This window comes from Prevotella melaninogenica (assembly GCF_003609775.1).
Taxonomy (GTDB): Bacteria; Bacteroidota; Bacteroidia; order Bacteroidales; family Bacteroidaceae; genus Prevotella; species Prevotella melaninogenica_A.
The window spans coordinates 916,636-938,633 of the sequence record NZ_AP018050.1; the positions used below are offsets into that span (position 1 = coordinate 916,636).

Sequence of the window (21,998 nt, forward strand, 5' to 3'; positions counted from 1 at the left end):
TATAAACTCTTCTAAACGCCAATATCCTCTTCTGTGAACAACATATCATAATGTGATTAAGTCTCAACACCACTTGTGCTAAGCCTTAACACCATGTGTGCTGGGCTTTAGCACCAGATGTGCGCAGCGTGAAGACATCGTCAATAGTTGATAAATCAGGCTTATAGTTGTCATTAAGTAAATTGTAGAATTGTAAGAGAAATTACATGATGGCTGTCTATAAGGCATAGAGAATCCACATTGAGCGCATTCTCAATGTGGATTCAAATAATACGTCAAATTATGATAATTGATTACTATTATCGCTTCACAATCTTACAAGTTGTTTTGCCAATGTTTAGGAAATAAATTCCTGACGGTAGGTTGGTAACACTGATAATGTTGTCGCCAGCTTTAACATTGTGCTTACTGATAAGATTTCCTTGAACGCTGTATATACGTACAGTGCTTGCTTTTGTAACAGAAAGGGTTACGTTATCAGTTACGAAATCATTATGAACAGATAATTCTGTATCACCAGAAATAACCTCATCAATGCCTAATGGGATATTTTCGCTATCTACTTTATTACCAATTGATTGGAAGTGTTCGCCATAGGTAGGTGGAGTGTCAAAGTCAAAGGTTGGACCGAGGTTTAGTTTGCTGTTGAATAAGATAGATGAGTCTGCCTGGTTAAGGGCGGTATAAACATTGAATGGAACTACATCTGTTGGATAATAAAGCCATGCTGCACCACCATTGTTATAGAGAATATTCATGTAATAACGTCCCTTCGTTAGGTATCTTGTTGGGAGTGATACTTCAATATATCCACTATTATTAGGCTTAAGTGTGATGGTTCTTGTCTCTGTCATGTTGCTATTGAGAGGTTTAGAACTCAGTTGAGCATCTGTAACATAGAACTTCACTCGGCCTTCGAAACCATTGACAGACTTCAAGTAAACGCGAGCAGTAAACTTGCTATTGGTAGTTGACACATAAGCATTATCAGAACCGAGATTACTACCACCTTGGTAGAAATAGATTGTCTGTAACTTTAGATCGTGAACAGTTTGTGAGTCATTATCACTATCGTCAGGTGTATTGATTGTTAGCTCACCTATTTTCCATACTTTTGAATCAGTTTTTACCTTTACAGCCACCTCTTCACCATCAACATCGTATCCAGCAATTAGGCTATATTTACCTACTTCCAGTTTTTTAAAGGTATCGTTTGTATAGAAAGAGAAGGTTACACGCTCACCTCTTGCTATTTTAGCATTGCCTTCTGAGATAAGTGTAGCTGCCTTTACATTGTCTGATTCTGCTGGTAATACATATAGCTTCAGGTTACCATTATAGTCTGCATTACCTTCATTTGCCAGTGTCGAAACAATCTTTGTGTTCTGACCTTTCTTGATATACTCTGTTACTCTTTGCACAGCATAGAGTTCTGGCTGCTTAACAACTGGATTTGGAGTTGGGTCTGGGTCGGGATCAACTTTTCCAATAGTAACTGTTCCAGCAACGGCATCAATAGCCTTGAAGCCTGTTCCTTTGGCATAGTTTACTGTGAGGTTATAAGTTCCAGCCTTGACATTTGCAAGATTGGCGTAGAAGGTTACCTTCTTCGTAGACGCTGAGCCAATAGACGCTGTTGTTGTAGAGACAATCGTTGAGTAAGCATCATTCCCTTCTTGATAGAGGGCAAGTGCCAATCGACCTGAATAAGCAGATTCACTGTTCTTATTACCAATAGTGATTGTAACTGGAACTGAGTACAGTTGTGCTAAAGTTGTCTGCTGGCACTTAGCTGCAATGTACAAATTCGAACCTGTTTCAATGTCGGGTTGTGGATTAGGCTTTGGTTCTGGGTTAGGATTAGGGTCTGGATCAGGATCATCATTACGATCAGGTTTAAGGTAACGCAGCATCTGTTGATTAGAACTGTATCCACCACTACCACCACCAATACCTTCTTGTCCAGGGCGCAACACATTAAGTTTATGCCAACCATTTGAAGAATAGTTCCAGCCCCAGTCAACATGTACGAAGCCATTAGAAGCAAAACCATCGAGTACAAAGCAATGTCCACCTCCAGCAGAGAATCCTGCATAGATAACGGGGCCGTAATCACGCAACTCATCACGTATCTCTTTTAGCCAACTTTGCTCGTAATAGTCGCTGCGCTGAAGGAACCTAACAGTATTTTTATAGCCGAAATTACGAGTAAGAACAGCAGGAGCATTGTAGACGTAAGCGCCAGAACCACCAAAGGATGCTGGGTTATAATCCATCTGTACAGCATAACCAATATCACGCAAAAGACGTCCGACGTTATCAGCTTGTACAGATGTAACGTTACGTCCAGTCGTTCTGTCGCGTCCATATCTGTCAATACCAGCAGGCATCTGACTCCAATCGTAAGCTGCATTCTCAGAACCTTGTCCATCAAAGTTTAATGACATGTAGTTACGTTTCCAATAGTAGCTCACTGACCCATGTGCCTTACGTGGCCATTTGTGCCAACGTAGTACGGTACAGATGGCTGTTGCCACACAACCTGACACTGTTTCATAGGTTTCACCATTGTAACGATAGTTCGGAGCATACTGGTTGAAAGGCCAACTTTGTCCCCAGCTGATAGGTGTTGTAAGCTTCGTTCTACGGTCAGAGGCATATTCGAGAAGCGGACTAATCTCTATCTGATAGTTGCTTGCTTGCATGGTTGCTACCTGCCTAAACTCTGGTGATGGAATGTCAGGAGTGTTTTCGATAGCCCATTTTATCTGGTTGCAATACTCGTCATATAACCACTTAATAGAAGGATTCCCTTGGATATCGTTCTCTGTCAAGCTACCTTTTTCAGCGAATGCGATAATAGGAGAAACACGATTGTCTGCTGCGATAACAACAAATCCCTGATCGTTACCACGATTGATGATATAATATAAGTTTTCCTCAGCCTTTCCAGCATGAGAAGTCTTATAAGGAGCCTTATACGTCATGTTGAGTTGGCTTGTTGTAGTGCCTTGTCCAAAGAAACTTGAGGCAATCTTTAATGCCAGCGATTGATCAACTGGTCCAGCCATTGATAGCTGATACAGCAAGCATAATAAGGCTAAAAGCGCGAATATTCTTTTCATATTGATAGAGTTAAATTCGACTTAGGATAATAAATGTACTGCAACTTTATCGACGTCTTAGTGGTGACGTCGATAAAATTGCTATTGTTATTTATTAGTTAAAGAACTTAAGGTCAAGAATCTTTACGTAAGTATGAATCTTGATGTGCTTATAGTTGCTTTCTAATACGACAACAGGGTTGTCACTCTTATACTTTGAGAAGACGGTACCAAGGGTATGATTGAATTGTGTTCGACCATAGTTATATTTATAGATACCATTCTCTGTGTGCAAATCTGTGATGAATGATATCTTCTGATGGTCGACAAAATCTTCTAAACTTTCGTTCTTATCTTTGTCAAACTCAACATTGACGATACCACCAAAGCCTATTGGATGTAATGTTTCTTCCTTCTCACGATAATCAAACCAGAACGGATTCGACTTATCTATCCCTACAAGTTCATGTTCTTGGCCGTTAACACCGACAGAAACCTTACCCCAGATGTTAGCATCTTTGTCAAGATTAGGTAGCGGACCACTATGCTGTCCAGAGAAACCGAGAACCTGTAACTGCATACGAACCTTCTTAAACACAGGGACAAAGTCACGTTGTGTGACAGTAAACTCGTTGCTTGTAACGACACGTGCCTGTGAATTATCAACAGCATAACGCAAAGAGAAACTGATAGGATACATCTGTTCCATTGGAATATCGGCTGCAAGGAAACGCTGGAAAGATTCAATATCGCCCTTTAGAATCTCTTGCTGGATAGTCTTTCCACCACCAAGGACTGTGATATGTACATCACTCTTAGCTAACATCTTGCGGTAGTTGACAGCCTGATCGACTGATACGTTTACATCAACACCCTTAATTTTGTTCAAAGCAAACTCAATTGCCTCGTTAATATTGCGCTCTTTCTCATCAGTCTCAATAGAAAGATAGATGATTCGACCGTAGTTGATGCTTGATATGTAAACGGGCTGATAACCATCAAGGGCATCTTTGTCAATTGACTCAAAGATTGTACCTTTCTTAGGAGCGTCGGTTGAGACCGTAAAATGTTTTTGTATGAGTCGTGCCAAAATGTGATTTTTCTTCTTATTGAAGTTAAATCCAAGATTAATTGAGCCATTTGCAACTGGTGCAGTCACAGCTACACCCAGTTTTGTAACAAGTTCTTCTTGAGAGTTTATCTTCTCGACACTCTGTATAGTTGTTACTGGAGATTCCTTCCAATCCATTGTTGCCCACTTATTCCATACTTCTTGATACTCACTCTTACGAATGTTAGGAACAGTTGCTGAGGTTTCGTGTGCCTCTCTTGGATTAGCTGGTGATAAGCTAATAGAGAAGGTTACATCGCCAGTTTTGTGTGAAGTAATCATTGCGTAGGTCCCATTAGCTATCGTACCACCTTTGAGAACACAACCTGGATACACAACATCGCTTGTAGGATCGAAGAGGAAATTCTCATCGAATGTCTGTTTTATTTTGTAATGCCGTGTTGTTTTTACCCAATTACCAGGTATACCATCGAGTACACCTTGTGTTTCTACAATAGGGTTTTCTTCTTCAACAGGTATTGGAGCACCATCATCAGGGTTTATTGGCCCGTTGGCGCGTGTCATCATTGGTGCCAAGGGCAGCGTTTTCAGATAGTTTCGAATTTCCTTCGGATTATTCAAAACCCCTTCTTCACTTTGTTCTTTGACTGGTGTCAACATCTCGTCTTGTGAGCAAGCACCAAATGTAATGGCACAAATTGCCATCGAAGCAGGCAATACTGCTTTGAAAAGATACTTCTTCATTCTTTGTTAATTTTTAGGTTGTTATGTTTAGGTTTATTATAAATGACTGCCTCTTTGCAGTCAGAATGGATATCTTTCAATTCAAGTTCTAATAAATGGTATAGATAGGATTAGCTATTAGTCGTTATTCTGTTTACACGTGCCAAGTATAATATTATTCGCAAATTATATTAACCTCATGGTATATATGTGTCCCTCTTTCACTTAACAGGTTTCACTCAAAGTGTCTACATTCCCCGACAAAGATAGGTAATAATTCAATACGAATCCTTGTTTGTTTTTTAAAAATCAATAAAGATAAAGGGTGAAAAGTGTAAAATATATTTATATGGGCTAAACCATACATAATTAACAGACTTAATTTGTATACATAGTTTAAATGGGGCTAAAATCGTCAAAGCTAATAGTATTTAGCTTTATATAAATTGTGACCTATTTATATAGATGTAATTGACCTACAATTAAAGTGCATGAATCTTCGCACTTTAATTGTAGGTCAATTCTTTTTATAGGCAATATAAACTCTTCTAAACGCCAATATCCTCTTCTGTGAACAACATACTATAATGTGATTAAGTCTCAACACCACTCGTGCTAAGCCTTAACACCATGTGTGCTGGGCCTTAGCACCACATGTGCGCAGCGTACATCCTTTTGAACTCCCCTCCCATTACTTCCCTTCGCTCAGTGACCTTCGGTTCGGGGAGGCTCCCCTACACCCTAATCTTCCCCACTAACTTTCTTTGTTTCCCGTTCCCAATGATAGGTGCGTGAGCATCTTCTGGGAAGAAGATGGTGAACTGTCCTGGTTTGACATTGAAGTATTCTTTTGCATCTTGTGTATAAAAGCCACAATCTCTTTCGGGATTATAGGCAATATCAGGCTCATCCAAATCCGATAAGGCGGTCCAACCCATTGTCTCTGGCTGTGATAAGGGAACTTGAATATCAATATAGTTCTTGTGGAACTCTAATCGTTGCGCTTCTTTACGCTTCAGTTCTACTTCGTCTAAATTGATGAAGAGGTCGTCACCATCGAGGGTTATGCGTCCTGCTTCTTGTTGGCTGAAATCATGTTGGAGGATATACTCTAACATTTCTTTCATTCTTGGATGTAAGCCGTAGTAGCGATGGCATGCGGTCAAATCTGCTATTATCATCTTCTTGGATTTACTAAGTGCTATTGAAAACTACTACAAACATACATATTTATTTTCTGATAACAAAGGATTGATCAATAATAACGTGTTTGTGGAATAAAAAAGGGACACACATAGCGTGTGCCCCTTTATTTAGGATATTCACAGAGATACGTCTTGTTATAGTGTGACGTAGTCTGTGTATGTCGTAGAGGTCAAGCGAATTGTATTTCGTTCTGACCACTTATTTCTTTTCCCAGCCGTTCTTAACGTACTTAGGATTGACAGAAAAGTCTCCTGTTCCTATGTCAAGGTCTCCGCTGTTTGGTACTCGGTATTGTCCCCATGCGCATGGTTTAGACTTTTTAGTCTTGTTGCTTGTCCATGTTCCTGCATACTGAATATTACAATAGGAGTCCGAATGGCTATCAATGTCGTCATAAACGAACTTGCCATCGTTGGTTTCATACCAATAGAACAGCAGATAACCAGTGAAGACACCACTTCCCGTCTGGCTGTTTTCTTCTTCAAAGTTATACTTCGCAATACTACATCCACGTCGTTTGAACTGCCCCTTCATTGAGTCGTCCACACCGTATGTAGGGTGAGTAAATTCCCTGTTTTCAACGATATCAATGGTTCCACGGAAGTTACAACGATTACTTTTGACAGCAGTGATGCCGCTGACATCATATTGGTTGTCGTCCGTTCGTTGAACTTTTTGAATGTCTATCGTGAGCTTCTGATATTCAGTCCCAATATAACCGATATAGGGAGTACGCTTGTCAGACAGTATCTTTGAGAAATCATTCTCAACACTTGTGTTCTTGCTCTCACTTACCATAGATAGAATCCACTTCGGAACATTAGCCTCCGCCTTCTTTTCTTGGCAACTCATGAAAGGTAATACTATCAAGAGTAGTGTTATGTAGCTGAAGAACTTTCTCATAAGATTCTAATCAAAATGTGATTACAGGGAATGAACTCTTTATCCGAGGAAGTGTAACTGACCGATGAAGTACAGTAGTATGTAACCCAAAATGAGGGAAACAATACCGCTGGTCAGACCCACCTTGAGCATATCGTTCTGCTTCACAAGTCCTGTTGAGTAAGCAATAGCATTCGGTGGAGTAGAGATTGGCAGACACATAGCAGTAGAAGCTGCAATGGCAATACCGATGAGGACAGTGCTTGTACCGCCAATACCACCGAGTTTGTCACCCATACCACGGCATACCACGGCGAGGATAGGTACTAACAGAGCAGCTGTTGCTGTGTTTGAAATGAAGTTAGAAAGGAAGTAACAAATCAAACCAGAGATAGCAAGGATAACGATAGGACTCCAATTGCCGAAAGGAATACTCTCGATAGCAGCATCAGCCAAGCCTGATCCGTTCATACCCAATCCAATTGCAAAGCCTCCGGCAACCATCCAGATGACACTCCAGTTAATCTCCTGCATATCCTTTGCGGTGATAACACCAGTAATAGCGAAGATTGCCATAGGAATCATTGAAACAGTGTTGGTGTCAATACCTGTGACATCCTTTGGAATTACCCATAGAAGGATTGTCACAATAAAGGTTATGATAACAACCCACATACGCCATCCACGGTGTACCTCACCATCAATCTTTAGATGAATAGTCTTCTGTGTGAATGGGAAGAAGTAAAGAATAATTCTCCATGACAAGAGAAGCAGAACAATCACAAGCGGTGCCATAAACGCCATCCAGTGCATGAAATCGATATTCATGTTAAGTCCTGCTGGGTCATTAAGATATTTAAGTGCAATGAGGTTTGGAGGTGTACCAATAGGTGTTCCCATACCGCCAAGGTTGGCTGCAACAGGGATAGACATTGTCAAAGCGATACGTCCCTTACCATTAGCAGGCAATGCTGCAAAGACAGGAGTAAGGAAAGTGAGCATCAATGCAGCAGTCGCAGTGTTTGAAATGAACATAGAGAAGAGTCCTGTGATAAGCAGGAAACCCAAAAGAACATTCTCACTCTTGTTACCAAAAGGCTTGATAAGGTTACGTGCCAAGAGCGTGTCAAGTCCCGACTTCGATGCAGCTATCGCTAAGATAAAGCCCGCAAGGAAGAGCATAATGATTGGGTCTGCAAAGGATGCCATAATTTCCTTTGAATCAAGTAGCTCACCGATGCCGTCACTTTTGAAGACTCCAAAAGCATTCTTCGAAACGGTGACACACATGATAGCCATGATACTCAGCGACGTTGCCCATGCTGGAATACACTCCGTCAGCCACGATAGGGTGGCAAACACGAAGATTGCAATGATGCGTTGCTGTACTACGGTTAACCCATCAATGCCAAAACTGCTTGTGGGAAGGTTCCAAATAATGGCTGTAACCACGATGATGGCTAAAAGTTCCCAGACTTTCTTCATCTCAATGTGGCTACTAAGTTCATTAGACTTTTCTTCTGCCATGGTTTTAGTTGTTTAGTTTAATAGATTTAGATTGTTTAATAAATTGTGGGCGAATTTATAAAAAATATTCTTATCAAGCAAAATAATCTTTCTTTTTTTGTATTTTTGCATAACAAATTCTTGTTTATGCGACAGTTATTGGTATTTACTCTCTATCTTTTACTGTTTTTATCCTGTAACAACTATCAGAAACCTGTGGCTGATAAAAGCGATAAAGGGACAAAAACAGAACTACAGTATGCTCGAAATATTACTATCGAACGTACGGAGGATTATGTGATTGTACGATTGTTAAACCCTTGGAAAGAGGGAACTATCCTACATACTTACTATCTTATTGAGCGTGGGAAGGATGTAAAAGTTCCTGATGATGGTACAAAGGTTGTTACCCCTCTACGCAAAAGTGTTATCTTCACGACAGCCCATGCCAATCTTGTTGAGATGCTTCAGACACAGAAAGCTATTGCTGGTGTTGCCGATTTGAAGTATATGATTATCCCTGATATTCAGAAACGCGCAAGAGTAAAAGGGGGTATTGTAGACTGTGGAGATGCAATGAAGCCTGATGTCGAGCGAATTATAGACTTAAATGCAGATGCAGTCCTGCTTTCCCCTTTCGAAAATAGTGGTGGTTATGGCCGTTTAGAACAAATAGGAGTACCCATAATCGAATGTGCTGACTACATGGAACGTTCTGCTTTGGGGCGTGCAGAATGGATGAAGTTTTATGGTCTTCTCTATGGTCGGGAGCAGGAAGCCGACTCGTTATTCGCTGTTGTTGAACAAAACTATAAGTCTTTAAGTCAGAAGGCAAGCCAGAGTAAGATAACTCGTAGTATCCTTCCAGACAGGAAGGTGGGTGCTGTTTGGTATTTACCAGGTGGTGAGAGCAGTGTGGGCTTACTTTATAAGGATGCCCATGGGCGTTATGCTTATTCTAATGATAAGCATAGTGGAAGTCTTGCAATGCCTTTTGAGACGATCTTGGATAAGTTCGGACAAAGTGATTTTTGGGTGTTAAGTTACAATGGTAATTTCAATCGTCGTCTTTTATTGTCTGAGTATCAGGGGTATGTTAAGCTGAAACCTTATCAAACAAAAGAGATTTATGGCTGTAAGGTGGATAGCAAGCCCTACTTTGAGGAGGTTAGTTGGCGTCCTGATTGGTTACTATCAGACTTAATTCAACTCTTCCATCCCGATTTGCATATCGCTCCGTTGCGTTATTATCAGAAGTTAGAAGATTAATAGATTTGAAACGATAAGATGATGAAACGGAATATTCTTCTTTTTATAAGCTTAGCAGTAAGTATCTTATTTCTGTTTGGATTGAATCTTATAACAGGTTCGGTTCAGATACCTTTTGCTGATATATTGGATATTCTGTGTGGTCGTTTTATGGGAAAGGAAAGCTGGCAGTACATTATTTTAGAGAACCGACTCCCTCAAACACTCACCGCTATACTCTGTGGAGCCTCCTTGTCTGTATGTGGTTTAATGCTTCAAACAGCCTTTCGTAACCCTTTGGCAGGTCCTGATGTGTTTGGTATCAGTTCAGGTGCGGGTTTAGGTGTTGCCTTAGTGATGTTGTTATTAGGTGGAACTGTATCAACATCAATGTTTACTGCCTCGGGCTTTCTTGCTATTCTCACTGCTGCTTTCGTTGGTGCAATCGCTGTGACAGCACTCATCTTATTTCTTTCTACTATGGTACGCAACGGCGTTTTATTGCTGATAGTGGGTATTATGGTGGGATATGTCTCCTCTTCCGCCGTCTCTCTACTGAATTTCTTTGCATCAGAAGAAGGCGTAAAGAGTTATATGGTATGGGGAATGGGCAATTTTGGAGGTGTCTCAATGAGTCATATTCCTCTATTCTCTATACTGTGTCTGATGGGTATCGGTGTATCCTTTCTATTGATTAAACCACTGAATATCCTACTTTTAGGACCACAATATGCTGAGAGTTTAGGTATCAGTACGCGCCAACTTCGTAATATATTATTAGTTGTTGTAGGACTGTTAACTGCTATCACAACAGCTTTTTGTGGACCTATCTCGTTTATTGGTTTGGCTATTCCGCATATAGCTCGTCTCTTGTTCCGTACAGAAAATCATCAGGTACTCCTTCCTGGAACAGTGTTAAGCGGTGCTGCTATTGCTTTGCTTTGTAACTTTATCTGTTATCTTCCTGGGGAAGCAGGTATTATTCCACTCAATGCCGTCACACCACTTATTGGCGCACCCGTCATCATTTATGTGATAGTTCAACGTCGATGATGTTTTGAAAAACTATTACATATATTCGGGTAAAACGCCTATAAATAATAGTAAAAACCCACATAAAAAGCAAGTTTGCAATTAGCAGGAAATCAGTTAGTTATAAGGTAGTATGAGAAAAGGTGCTTGATAGGACTTCAAAAGGGCGTTAGTAAGGGTCTTAAAGGGCATCTTTTGCAAGTCAATTGGGCGTCTTTTAGAAGCCAAAAGAGCATGAATTGGTTTTGATTTGTATGAAAATAGTTTACAAGCACCAGTAGCGTGGGGATAAGTTATTTATAGTAGTTGGATAGATATGTCATAACATATTATATGTTTAGAGTTAGAAAAAGATGCCTAATAGATACAAAAAGAATTGGTCTGTTACGTATAAAGGGGTTCTTTTTCTACTTAAAAGTCATTTTTTCTCTTATTTCAACCACTATGCCATACATTTTTTATACTTTTGCAAATTGAATGCGTATTAATACATCTCTGACAAATACTAATAAAAATCATTCTATACATGAGTAATTTACAACTATCGCCGATGCGAAAGACAATAGTGGGAGTACAATTCCTCTTTGTTGCTTTCGGTGCTACTGTTCTCGTCCCTTTGCTCGTGGGACTTGACCCAGCAACAGCGTTATTCACAGCAGGTTTAGGAACATTTATCTTTCATTTGGTTACGAAAGGTAAGGTTCCTATTTTTTTGGGCTCTTCCTTTGCCTTTATCGCTCCAATTATCTCTGCTTCAAAGCAGTGGGGTATGCCCGGAACATTGGCAGGAATAGCTGGTGTTGCACTTGTTTATTTCGTGATGTCAGCACTGATTAAATGGCAAGGAAAGAAACTGTTGGATAAGCTTTTCCCACCCGTTGTTATTGGTCCTGTTATCATTCTGATTGGTCTTTCTCTGTCAAAGGCGGCAGTAGACATGGCGAAAACAAACTGGCTCATAGCCTTTATCTCATTGGGAACGGCTGTGACAGTTCTCTCTATGGGACGTGGCTTGATGAAGTTAGTTCCTGTAATTTGCGGTATTGCTGTAGGTTATACCGTAGCTGCCTTTATGGGTATTATTGATTTCTCAGGTGTAGAGGCTGCGCCTTGGTTTGCCTTGCCACCTGCATTAGCCAATTTCCAGATGCCACAGTTTGCTTGGGAACCATTCCTTTATATGATTCCTGTGGCGATAGCTCCTGTGATTGAGCATGTGGGTGATGTGTATGTGGTAAGTGCTGTGGCGGATAAAGACTTTACAAAGTCACCAGGTTTGCATCGTACGATGTTGGGTGATGGTTTAGCTTGTTTGGCAGCTTGCTTTTTTGGTGGCCCTCCAGTGACAACTTATAGTGAGGTGACTGGTGCGATGAGTATTACAAAGGTGACCCATCCTCAGGTAATCCGTATTGCTGCTGCAACAGCTATTGTCTTCTCAGTAATCGGAAAGTTGAGTGCGCTTCTGCAGAGTATTCCTCCTGCAGTCTTAGGAGGAATCATGTTATTGCTTTTTGGTACGATTGCTTCTGTGGGTATTCAGAACCTTATTCAGCATAAGGTAGACTTCAACCGCACACGCAATATCATTATTATCTCTGTTACATTGACGATGGGTATTGGTGGTGCTGTACTGCAGTGGGGTAGCTTCTCTATTAGTGGTATTGGACTTTCAGCTATGGTGGGCGTTATCTTGAACCTGATATTGCCACCTGCAAAGGAGAAAAAGAGCGAGGGTAATTCATAATTTATAATTCAGAATTCATAATGATGATTACCGTTATTTGCGGTGTTTATTGATATGAGTAGCGAGTTTGCTGGTAAAGATCTTCACTTGTAAAGCTATTCACTTGTAAAATAAATATTGGGCAGATAGGAATAACAAATCCTATTTGCCCAATATTTTGTATAAAGGGGGCTTTACCCACCAATAGAATCTTTGTATTGTTGTTTTATCTTTTCTTCGAGTTCTGCTAATGTCTGCTTGCTGTTGAATAGACTTTTGATAAGGCGATAGCCCAACCATATCACGAGCATACCCACAAGGGCAAGGAGATATTGAAGTACAATGCTGTTTACAATCGTCTTTGTATAGTTCTCACAGATAATAAAACCAGCAATGAAGATGACATAGTCAATCCAGCCCGAACCATTATAGCTCTGGGTAATACGCTGATACTCTTCGTTGTTGGCAAGAATCTCTTTGCGATTCTCAGCCCATTTCTTTTCAAATTCTTCGTTGGTCATGGGAGGATTAGGTGTTGGATGGTGAATATTGGGTGTTGATGAATATTAGTGATGTACTTATACCTTCATTAAATCGCTCATAACGGAGTCGCTGACATAGATACCATCACGAGTAAGATGAAGCCAACCATTGTCTTCTATCAATAAACCTTGTTGTTGTAAAGGCTTGGCGAGGCGCATGAGATAAGCTTGGTATTCAGCAGAGAGCGTTGAAAGATTAATTCCTTCACACGTGCGGAGGGCTGTCATAATCATATCGTTATAATGTGTATCTGCATCGATTACCTCTTCTTCGCTTGGTAGTCTGTCTTCTTCAATTGCAATAATATAAGCCTTAGTATCTGCTATATTCCAACTTCTCTTACCATTGCCGTAGGAATGAGCAGAGGCTCCGATGCCAATATAAGGTACATTATGCCAATACGAACTATTGTGTTGGGAACGGAAAGGACTTGGGACTTTGAACTTTGAACTTTGAACTTTGAACTTTGAACTTTGAGGTTTGAGGTTTGAGGTTTGAACTTTAAGCTTGGCAAAGTTACTAATCTCATATTGTTCATAACCAGCTTCGGCTAAGTGGTCGATGAGAGTGTCGTACATCTGACGATAAAGTTCGTCGTCCATATCCTTGACCTTTCCCGCTTGAAGAAGGCGATAGAGGGGAGTCCCTTCTTCATACATAAGACTATATGCTGAGATATGCTCAATGTCTAATGCAAGCAATCGCTCAATGTCTTCTTTCCATTCTTCAAGTGTTTCATTGGGAAAGCCAAACATAAGGTCTACCGATATGTTTTCAATGTTTACGTTTCTTAGGCGTTTGACCGCTGTTTCTACCTCGTCAGCTGTATGTCTACGATGCAGGAAGCGTAAGCGTTCATCTGAGAAAGTCTGCGCTCCCATAGAGATTCGATTGATAGGAAGAGAACGCAAGTTCTGTGCAAACTCTTCCGTTACATCATCGGGGTTACACTCCATTGTGACTTCGATAGGAGTCGCTGTGATGCAAGTGTTGTTCTCTATATCCCATTCTAAACCAATGTGATATACCTCATTTATTGTCTGGAATATCTTCTTTAGACTCTCGAAAGAAAGTTGGGAAGGAGTGCCACCACCCAAATAGATAGTTGACAAACCGCTTGTTCTTCCACCAAAATAGTCGTCGTCCTTCTCCGTACGCAGTTCCATCTCATGGCAGATAGCTTTCACATAGCGTTCTTCTACAGAAAGTCTTTCGTCCTTTTTCTTTGCGGGCACAGTAGAATAGAAACCACAGTAAATGCAGCGACTGGCACAGAAAGGAATGTGAATGTATAATCCTGACATGATAAGTGTATATGCGTATATATTAATGTATGCCTTACAAGAAGTAATGCAAATGTACTAATAAGTTTTAAAAGATTTCGTTTTTTTCGTAAGAAACTTTGGTGCTTTCGATGAAAATGTATAACTTAGACCGCAGAATTGATGAGCTACGGCTTGTCCCTTGAGACGAAATAAATTATTACTAACAGCTTAAATCTATCAGATATGAGAGTATATCAGACAAACGAGATTAAGAACATTGCCTTGGTTGGCAGTGCCGGTAGCGGCAAGACTACTCTTGCCGAAAGTATGTTGTTCGAAGCTGGTGTCATTAAGCGCCGCGGTTCAGTAGAAGCTAAGAATACTGTTAGCGATTATTTCCCTGTTGAGCAGGAGTATGGCTACTCAGTGTTCCCAACAGTATTCCATGTTGAGTGGAATAATAAGAAACTGAATATCATTGACTGTCCAGGTAGTGATGACTTCGTAGGTGGCGCTATTACTGCCCTCAATGTAACCGATGAGGCTGTTATTCTTATCAATGGTCAGTATGGACCAGAGGTAGGTACACAGAACAATTTCCGCTATACCGAAAAACTCAAGAAGCCTGTTATCTTCCTTATTAACCAGTTGGATTCTGACAAGTGTGACTTTGATAACCTCATTTCCAATATGCAGGAGATTTATGGTTCAAAGTGTGTTCCTGTGCAGTATCCTATTGAGACAGGTCCTGGTTTCAACAGTTTGATTGACGTTCTGTTGATGAAGAAATATAGTTGGAAGCCAGAAGGAGGCGAACCTATTATTGAGGATATCCCGGCAGACCAGATGGATAAGGCGATGGAACTTCATAAGGCGCTCGTTGAGGCTGCTGCCGAGAATGATGAAGGCTTGATGGAGAAGTTCTTTGAAGAGGAGACACTGACAGAGGATGAGTTGCGTACAGGTATCCGTAAGGGTCTTGTAACCCGTTCTATCTTCCCTGTTTTCTGTGTTTGTGCAGGTAAGAGTATGGGTGTTCGTCGTCTGATGGAGTTCTTGGGTAATGTTGTTCCTTTCGTTGACGAGATGCCTAAGATTCATAATACTCGTGGTGAGGAGGTTGCTCCAGACAGTAATGGTCCAGAGTCACTTTACTTCTTCAAGACGGGTATGGAGCCACATATCGGTGAGGTAAGCTATTTCAAAGTGATGAGTGGTTGTGTGAAGTCGGGTGACGACTTGACTAACTCTGATCGTGGCTCAAAGGAGCGTATGGGACAGCTTTATGCTTGTGCAGGTGCTAACCGTATTCCAGTTGACCAGTTGAATGCAGGTGACTTAGGTTGTACCGTGAAACTGAAGGATGTTAAGACAAGTAACACCTTGAATGGTAAGGGTACTGACCAGCGTTTTGATTTCATTAAATATCCAAACTCTAAATACTCTCGTGCCGTTGAAGCTAAGAGCTCACAGGACACAGAGAAGCTTATGGCTGCTTTATTGAAGATGCGTCAGGAAGATCCAACATGGGTTGTTGAGCAGAGTAAGGAGTTGAAGCAGACAATCGTCCATGGACAGGGCGAGTTCCACCTACGTACTTTGAAGTGGCGTTTGGAGAACAATGAGAAACTTCAGGTGACTTTCAAGGAGCCAAAGATTCCATATCGTGAGACAATTACTAAGCAGTCAAAGGCTGAGTACCGTCATAAGAAACAGAGTGGTGGTGCTGGTCAGTTCGGTGAGGTTCACTTGATTGTTGAGCCATACGCAGAGGGTATGCCTGATCCAACAACCTATAAGTTCAATGGACAGGAGTTTAAGATGAATATTAAGGGACGCGAAGAGCGTGACCTCCCATGGGGTGGTAAACTCGTGTTCATCAACTCTGTTGTTGGTGGTGCTATTGATGGTCGCTTCATGCCTGCTATCTTAAAGGGTGTGATGGATTGTATGGAGCGTGGTCCACTGACAGGTAGCTATGCACGTGATGTACGTGTAATAGTCTATGACGGTAAGATGCACCCAGTTGACTCTAATGAGCTTTCATTCACTTTGGCTGCCCGTCATGCGTTCTCAGATGCCTTCAAGGCAGCAGGTCCAAAGATTCTTGAGCCAATCTATGACTTAGAGGTCTTTGTTCCAGGCGACTATATGGGTGACGTGATGAGCGACTTGCAGGGGCGTCGTGCCATGATTATGGGTATGGATTCTGAAGCAGGTTATCAGAAGTTACAGGCAAAGATTCCTTTGAAGGAGCTTGCTAACTATAGTATCTCATTGAGTTCTCTCACTGGTGGTCGTGCAAGTTTCACAACAAAGTTCGCAAGTTACGAACTTGTTCCAAATGATATCCAGCAGAAGTTGATTGCTGAGCATGAGGCAGAAGTGAAGGAAGAAGAAGAATAGTTCTCCAATTTTAGACTAATATAGTCGAAGAGGTTGATTCGAAGGCTGCACAATGTAGCATTAGAATCAACCTCTTTTCTGTTTATTAGTATGTCATTATTGAATAATGGATATGTGTTTATAAGTTCTTAGTTGTTACAAAGTTGACCTTCTCCGCCTATTTTTAGCCGTTGTGTTGAGCCTTAGCACATATTGTGTTGATGCTCCGCACATATCGTGCTAAGGCTTAGCACCAATGGTGCGCATACTAAATATGATACAAAAGAGTTGCTAAGTTTTACCAGATAGCAGTCGAGTTAAAGCCGAATAGATTATTAGTCCACGACGAACAGATTTGTCTTGAAAAGATGATAACAGTCAGTTATTGTATAAAGGAAAATTTACCTTTGATAAGTGGTTCTACCTCATTAGATAGAGGTAAATAGGAATTCCTATTATCGGAGTAAAGAAACCGCAGACTCCTATGTATAACAATTTCAATGGCCAAGGCTTTCCATGAGTTATAAATGGCATTAAAAGGAGTGTTATCAAAAAGAAAAATATTTCTAAAAGTTCCATATTAAAAAGTTTTATTCAAGGCAAAAATAAAACTTTATAAGGAATAATGCAAGTTATTTTTTGAAAATATTATCTCTGAGGGCAAACAAAAGAGGCTATACTCTCTGACGAATATAGCCTCTTTATCAATATATGAGGTTTAGATGATGAAATTCAATTCACTATCTAAGCTTGCTTCTTTTTGATGTTTACTGGTTAGGCATAACGAATTTATCGCCACTCTGTTTAATCAGTTCACGCTTAAAGTAGTCGCTGTAACCAGGACGCTTTACACGTTCGCCAAGACCTGTTGAAGTGCGGAGGAACTTGCCGTCCTTCTCTGGCTTAATAGTCATATCGTTAAACTTCACAATCAGATAGATTGCCAAGTCACGCCAGCGTGCAATCATCTCGTCGCTTTTCTGAACAGAGTAGTCGTTGAGATACTTCACAGCAGCAGCCTTGTCGGTAGCATAGAGGGCCTGTGCCTTCTCTTCAACACCCTTCTGTGCAGCAAAATAAGAGTTGTCGAGTGAGTCGCGCACCTCTTTCAATGCTGGGAAGAGCTGAGAGTAACGTGGGTAAACCATGTTGCTGACCCAGTTGCATACCCAAAAAGCACTCTTATCAGAGAAGGTTACAGCATCTGCACCTGGTGTGTTGAAACACTCTGCACGCTCGGTATTGCTGCAATAGATTGGCACGTAGGCAACCATGTTTCCATCATCGTTACCGAACCAGAGGATACCACCAATCTCACGTGGTAACCATGAACGGAGCTGCGCGATGTAAGAGAAACCTGTCTGCTGTGTTGAGATAGGGCGCTCATTGAAACACTGCTTGCCATCTACTTCAAACTTCAGTGGAGTAGGGCGGTAAGGTGAGTTCCAAATACCCTGTGCGATGTCCTGATCAAGTGACAATGGAGTGCCCTCGTAGTGGTCGCGCATACAAGCTTCCATCTTAGCCAAGTCGACCTTTGTGTTTGGTTCAATCCAAAGTGGCATATCCTCTGCGTTAGGGTCTTTACCCAATGCCCATGGCAACCAACGTGACATATCTTTGAAGTGGTTGAAGTAGCTCCATACACGAGCATCACACCAGCGACGACCACCAAAGTCTGGTGCTGCGTAGGTCATCTTCCAGTTGAAGTCTTTGTCTTTGCCAGTGAACCAACCCTTTGAACGTGCAAAGCTGATGCAGTTCTTTGAGGTGATAACCTCTGTATTATAAGTTGAGAACTGTCCGATACGACTCTGGTTAGCATGAGCAGAAATCATACCATCAGGGATGCGTACAGCAACCCAAACAACCTTCTGCTTCTTGTCACCACCACAACCCATCATCTCAAGCAACCATACCTCGTTAGGGTCGGCGATAGTGAATGACTCTCCACCAGAGTTATAGCCGTAGGTCTCAACGAGTGAAGTCATTACCTTGATAGCTTCGCGAGCTGTCTTACTGCGCTGTAAGCCAAGATACATCAGTGAACCATAATCGATGATACCATCCTTATCAACCATTTCTTCACGGCCACCGTATGTTGTTTCACCAATACTAACCTGATACTCATTGATGTTTCCAATGACATTGTATGTTACTGGAGCCTCTGGGATAAAGCCATGGCTCTCGTGGGTGTCATAATCGATAATCTCACGGCGGTCACCCTTTGCGTGAGTGCCTGCAGGATAATGACACAGGTTAGTAAACAAGCCGTAATCATCAGCGGTATAAGTTACGAAGACGGAACCGTCCGTTGTTGCTCCTTTTGTTGCAATGAAGTTCGTACATGCATTGGCATACGTAATCATTGTAAGGAAGAACAGTGTTGCAAATGATTTCTTCATATTCTACAATTTAAATTGTTAATACTTTATTTTAGTCAGATATTCTTTCTTATTATATCGGTTGTCTGTTGCGATAATCCTCAATGTCCGTTCTTTTCCAGTAGGACGTACTGGTGTTTCTGCAAGGTTACAGAAGAATAATTCTTTATTCTTACCAAACTGCAGAAGAATAAACTGCCCATCGAGATAAGCCTTATAGTTTTGCAGTCCGCTACCCTCATCAGTTATTTTAAACGATAAACTGCGTGGATTGAGATTTAGCTCTGTAATCATTGGTGGAGTCTCATCATAGGCAAGGAAATAGGCACAAGCTAACTCGCGCATTCGTCCTGTAACCCAACCATTAGCGTAGGTTCCCCCACAATAGGATGCGGGCGCGTCAGCATTTAAGCTGTTTCGCATGGCAACATACAACTTCTTTGGATCATGTACTGTTCCAGTTGGTTTGAGGCTTATCTCTGCATAGTGGAATAGAGGATATGCAGCCTTAGAGAAGGTATAAGCCATAGAGTGTGCATTGCTTGTGTTGCCGTGTTGTAGTTGTAACCAGCCATTCTTTGCAAGTAAACCTTTTTGGATGTTCAGTCGTACCCCCTCTGCTTCAAAATGATTGTCTTTGTTATAATAGAGTGGGCTTATGCCGTCTGGACGATGTACAATTGGAATAGCCTCAGGTTCGCCTCTCACAGTGAACTCCTTTATAGTTTGATTGCCAAAGACATCTCTTATAACATAACGGAGGTGATAGTCGCGTTGCTGGTTGAAGTTGATAATACCCTTATTAGCATCGGCTCGTAGGATAGGAAGCGTGTTACCAGGTTCGATATAAGACTTCATAAACCATATCTTCGTAGAAAGGAAGTGGTCATAGTCTCCCCACGAATTGACCATTCTGTGACAACTTGTAGGGATATTATTCACATCCGAAGAGAAAATAAGTTTACCATCACAATAGAGCTGTGTGTATCTGATACCAAAGTTATTATACACATCGTCCATGTGATCACTTGCTCTCACACCAAAGCCGACCTTTCCCCAAGCTTGGAAGTATCCCTTGTCAAAGGTGAAGATACGTGACTCTGGGGAGTGTTGGAATACACCTTCTCCTGGTTGAGGATAAGACTTAAAGGAGTAAACAGCGGGGACTGTCTTGTCTTTTACAATATGCTTGAGAAAGTTGAGAGGGTCATAAAGGTTCTCTCCTTTCGTCTTGTGCATCTCTAAATGGATGTGTGGACCTTGTGATGAACCAGTGTTACCACTCAATCCAATGAACTGTCCTCTCTTCACAGGAAATTCTCCTGGTCGGAATTTAACGTCACAAGCAAATTGTTGATGTTGGTATTGCCATTTACGAACGGCTGCTTCAATCTGTGGAGTGAAGCGGTTGAGATGGACATAACAACTGGTATATCCATTAGGGTGTGTGACCAAAATCGCACGTCCATAGCCATATTTTTCAACGATAGCCCCTGATATATAGCCATCGGCAATGGAATAGACACCGAGATTTACTTCACGATCGGTTTTGATATCAATACCTCCGTGGAAGTGGTTGGGGCGTGGTTCTCCAAAGTTGCCCGCCAATTGCACTGGAATGTGAACTGGTGAACCGAAAGGTAGTATGGATAATAAAAGATTTAATAACAAACTCATTGGCTATCAGATCCTTTCTTTTATAGTTGTGTCTGTTGTCTGCTTCACGGCAAGAGAACAGAATCATTTCAGTAATTGATTGCCTTTGTAAGCTCTGAGCTTACCATCATTGTCAGGCTGTATCGTGATAGTCCCTGTTGTCCATTCAGTCATAGGCTCTTCCTCAGTGAATGGATAGGTGTCGAGGACAATGCCGTCTTCAATGACAACTATTCCTTGTTCTATCGTTCCAGTCGCTGTTTCAATGATGTTGGCTCCGATACGTCTTATCGATTTTTTTCTATCGGTCATAACTTATCGGGGCTGGTAGGTATTCCTCGTTCCTTCATCGCATCAGCTGGCGTTCTTGTCGGTGGTCCAGCTGGCTGGTCTGGTGGTGTTTGAGGATTGACAGGTTCACCACCAATCGTTCTGATTGGATCAGATTCCTGCAGAGAATCAGTCGGTTGTGTTGGTTCCTGCTTTTGTATATGCATACGAACAAGATGGATATTACTGAGAATAAGCATCTTGAAGGTAGTCGTTGGCTGTTGTCCCTTCAGCATGAGGAAGTAGCCACGGATGTTCTTGATACGCAATGAATCCCCAGCATCAATCGTCATGGTGTTGCGGGAGTCAGACGTAATGTGCTGGTATTGTGTTACGATACTATCATTAGAATAGGTAACAGCCATCATGATAATAGCATCACGCATACCATCTTGTATGATAAACTGTGAATTGAAACTCAAGAGGAGTCGGTCACCCTTGTGGAAGGCGGTGTCTGCCTTGATTTCAAAGGATTCACGATCTACTGGAGCGTAAGGAGAAAGTATTAAAGTACGGTTGCCTCGCCAAATATCGGTGGTATCTCCCTTTGAAGTGATATCACCATACTGGGCTAATTCACTCTCTGATGCACCTTGTGCACGCGCCTCACGTTCCAGTCGTTTGGTAAGTTCTACATAGATGTCGTGTAGCTGTTCGGTATGTCGCATATAGTATTGAAGAGACTTATCGAACTTTTCTTCCGATACGTCATATTTCTTCATTACAGCGAGTTTAAAAGCTTTCTGTCTGACATCTGTATAACCTTCACGATTGGCTATTGCCATGGAAAGGTGATAATCGTAGAGCATATCTTCCATTTCCGAAGGTTGGATATACTCTGAAGGGATAGAAGGTTTACAACTTACAACGAAGATTGCAAGCAGTAACCCACAAAGAGTGGCAAAGGAACGAACCAGTTTTTTACTTCTCATTGTC

15 protein-coding genes are annotated in these 21,998 nt (G+C 41.4%); 4 read left to right on the plus strand and 11 right to left on the minus strand.

The window, feature by feature from the left end; translation table 11 throughout:
* Window positions 1-299: 299 nt before the first annotated feature.
* The 5 genes from PMEL_RS10395 to PMEL_RS10415 all read right to left on the minus strand — a co-directional run bounded on the left by PMEL_RS10395 (window position 300) and on the right by PMEL_RS10415 (window position 8,514).
* The gene (locus PMEL_RS10395) at window positions 300-3,125 is read right to left on the minus strand and encodes a C10 family peptidase (RefSeq protein WP_120175188.1); all 2,826 of its coding nucleotides are present in this window, start codon (window positions 3,123-3,125) and stop codon (window positions 300-302) included.
* Window positions 3,126-3,219: 94 nt separating this feature from the next.
* Window positions 3,220-4,920, minus strand: coding sequence for a thiol-activated cytolysin family protein (locus PMEL_RS10400; RefSeq protein ID WP_120175189.1), 1,701 nt, complete (start codon window positions 4,918-4,920; stop codon window positions 3,220-3,222).
* A gap of 713 nt (window positions 4,921-5,633) precedes the next feature.
* Window positions 5,634-6,080, minus strand: coding sequence for a YhcH/YjgK/YiaL family protein (locus PMEL_RS10405; protein WP_120175190.1), 447 nt, complete (start codon window positions 6,078-6,080; stop codon window positions 5,634-5,636).
* Between the two features lie 223 nt (window positions 6,081-6,303).
* The gene (locus PMEL_RS10410; protein ID WP_120175191.1) at window positions 6,304-7,008 is read right to left on the minus strand and encodes a hypothetical protein; all 705 of its coding nucleotides are present in this window, start codon (window positions 7,006-7,008) and stop codon (window positions 6,304-6,306) included.
* A gap of 39 nt (window positions 7,009-7,047) precedes the next feature.
* A complete protein-coding gene (locus PMEL_RS10415) occupies window positions 7,048-8,514 on the minus strand; it encodes an SLC13 family permease (protein ID WP_120175192.1) in 1,467 nt (488 codons plus the stop codon).
* 126 nt (window positions 8,515-8,640) lie between these two features.
* Between PMEL_RS10415 and PMEL_RS10420 the strand changes: the two genes are divergently transcribed.
* The 3 genes from PMEL_RS10420 to PMEL_RS10430 all read left to right on the plus strand — a co-directional run bounded on the left by PMEL_RS10420 (window position 8,641) and on the right by PMEL_RS10430 (window position 12,520).
* On the plus strand, window positions 8,641-9,762 hold the full coding sequence (locus PMEL_RS10420; protein WP_120175193.1) for an ABC transporter substrate-binding protein: 1,122 nt from the start codon (window positions 8,641-8,643) through the stop codon (window positions 9,760-9,762).
* Window positions 9,763-9,783: 21 nt separating this feature from the next.
* On the plus strand, window positions 9,784-10,794 hold the full coding sequence (locus tag PMEL_RS10425; RefSeq protein WP_120175548.1) for an iron ABC transporter permease: 1,011 nt from the start codon (window positions 9,784-9,786) through the stop codon (window positions 10,792-10,794).
* Between the two features lie 505 nt (window positions 10,795-11,299).
* Entirely contained in the window at window positions 11,300-12,520 is a 1,221-nt protein-coding gene (locus PMEL_RS10430; protein ID WP_120175194.1) for a uracil-xanthine permease family protein, read from the plus strand.
* Window positions 12,521-12,693: 173 nt separating this feature from the next.
* Here the strand turns inward: PMEL_RS10430 and PMEL_RS10435 are convergent, their stop codons facing one another.
* Entirely contained in the window at window positions 12,694-13,020 is a 327-nt protein-coding gene (locus PMEL_RS10435; protein ID WP_120175195.1) for a Fis family transcriptional regulator, read from the minus strand.
* Window positions 13,021-13,077: 57 nt separating this feature from the next.
* Window positions 13,078-14,346, minus strand: coding sequence for a radical SAM family heme chaperone HemW (gene hemW, locus PMEL_RS10440; protein WP_120175196.1), 1,269 nt, complete (start codon window positions 14,344-14,346; stop codon window positions 13,078-13,080).
* A 204-nt stretch (window positions 14,347-14,550) separates the two neighbouring features.
* Between hemW and PMEL_RS10445 the strand changes: the two genes are divergently transcribed.
* Window positions 14,551-16,713 (plus strand): elongation factor G, encoded by a 2,163-nt coding sequence (locus PMEL_RS10445; RefSeq protein ID WP_120175197.1) that lies wholly within the window; start codon window positions 14,551-14,553, stop codon window positions 16,711-16,713.
* Between the two features lie 746 nt (window positions 16,714-17,459).
* On the opposite strand, the gene PMEL_RS10450 is transcribed toward PMEL_RS10445, so the two are convergent.
* From PMEL_RS10450 to PMEL_RS10465, 4 genes are all read right to left on the minus strand, one after another.
* Complete coding sequence (locus tag PMEL_RS10450) at window positions 17,460-19,097, minus strand: dipeptidase (RefSeq protein ID WP_120175198.1); 1,638 nt, start codon at window positions 19,095-19,097, stop codon at window positions 17,460-17,462.
* Between the two features lie 18 nt (window positions 19,098-19,115).
* Entirely contained in the window at window positions 19,116-20,753 is a 1,638-nt protein-coding gene (locus tag PMEL_RS10455) for a M23 family metallopeptidase (protein WP_120175199.1), read from the minus strand.
* 63 nt (window positions 20,754-20,816) lie between these two features.
* Window positions 20,817-21,044, minus strand: coding sequence for a hypothetical protein (locus PMEL_RS10460; RefSeq protein WP_120175200.1), 228 nt, complete (start codon window positions 21,042-21,044; stop codon window positions 20,817-20,819).
* Window positions 21,041-21,994: a DUF4296 domain-containing protein gene (locus tag PMEL_RS10465; protein ID WP_120175201.1), complete on the minus strand. Its 954-nt coding sequence runs from the start codon at window positions 21,992-21,994 to the stop codon at window positions 21,041-21,043. Before PMEL_RS10465 ends, PMEL_RS10460 begins: the two co-directional genes overlap by 4 nt.
* Window positions 21,995-21,998 lie beyond the last annotated feature (4 nt).